1 protein-coding gene and 1 pseudogene are annotated in these 1,352 nt (G+C 43.9%); one reads left to right on the plus strand and one right to left on the minus strand.

What is annotated here, in order from left to right:
• A pseudogene (locus A3735_RS00385) lies at positions 1-505 on the minus strand (chemotaxis protein); the annotation flags it as partial.
• A gap of 86 nt (positions 506-591) precedes the next feature.
• Here A3735_RS00385 and A3735_RS00390 point away from each other — a divergent pair.
• Positions 592-1,352, plus strand: a 761-nt coding sequence (locus A3735_RS00390; protein WP_197485545.1) for a PAS domain-containing protein, incomplete at its 3' end; no start/stop codon positions are given.

Raw genomic sequence — 1,352 nt, forward strand, 5'->3', positions numbered from 1 at the left:
TCACATCTGTCTTAACCTTACCGAAAGATCCTCGGTATTCACTGCTAATTGTCTTGGTCAAATCACCCTCTGATAATGCAGACAGAACTTCACCCACATCAGCTAAGAAGGAGTCTGCACTTCCAACAGTCTGGTTCAAACCTTCTGCTAACTTAGCAAAGAAGCCTGTTTTACCTTCAGGGTCCAGACGCTTGGACAGATCACCATTTGCCGCCGCAAAAACAAGTCGGTCGATTTCTTGTTCGATAGCGACTTCGTTAGTTCGGTCAGCCCACTCAACAACCGTACCAATACGTTCGTTATCGTCGTTTGTAATAGGGTTCACAACCAAGTCCATATTACGGCCACCAATATTCAGACTTGCCGAATACTCACTCGTCAGGCTCTCTAACAATTGTTTCTGATGCGAGGGGTTCTTATGGAAGACATCAATACTGCTTCCTAACAAGGTATTGACGTTGAAATTACCCAGGTCTTTTTGAATGTCACTTTCTGCATTTCGCAAGTGGCAATTACCGTGAAGACATCCATGTCAGCGGCAATAATGAATTAACGGCCTTGATGTGCTCACTTAAATCGATGCAGATAAAAATGGGCTTTGAAGTAGAAGAAGCGATCGCGATTGCGAATTCAGGTAGCCGAATTAAGCAAGCCCTTGATGTCTGTAATACCAATGTCATGTTGGCAGATGACCGCATGGATATTATCTATCTGAACGCGTCGGTTCAGAAGATGTTCAAAGACGCTGAAGCAGACTTACGGAGTGATTTACCAAACTTTGATGCGGATAACTTGTTAGGCGCAAGTGCAGATGTTTTGTATAAAGATCCAAGTCATCAGCGTGCGGTGATAGAAAACCTTAACGGCACGCAGAAGAGTCGAATGAAAACGGGCGGAAGAGTGTTTGACCTAATGGCAACGCCGGTGATTAATGACCAAAGCGAGCGTTTAGGAACAGTAATTGAATGGAACGATATCACTGAAGAGCTGAAACGCACGGAAGAAGAGCGTCGCATAGCCAACGAAAATGCACGTATGAAGCAGGCGCTTGATAGCGTTTCTGCAAACGTTATGGTTGCAGATGACCAGCTTAATATTATTTATATGAATGATGCGGTTGTTGATACTTTGCGCAATGCCGAGAAGGATATTCAAGCAGAGCTAAGCAATTTTGCTGTTGATAAGATTATTGGCAGTAATATAGACATATTCCATAATAATCCAGCGCACCAGCGTGGCATGATAGAACGGATGACTGCTGAATACTCTGCAGATATTGTGGTGGGTGGTCGTAATCTAAACCTTGTTGTTAACCCGATTGTTAATGATGAGGGTGAGCGCATTGGTACGGT

It is taken from the genome of Oleiphilus sp. HI0061 (assembly GCF_001635675.1).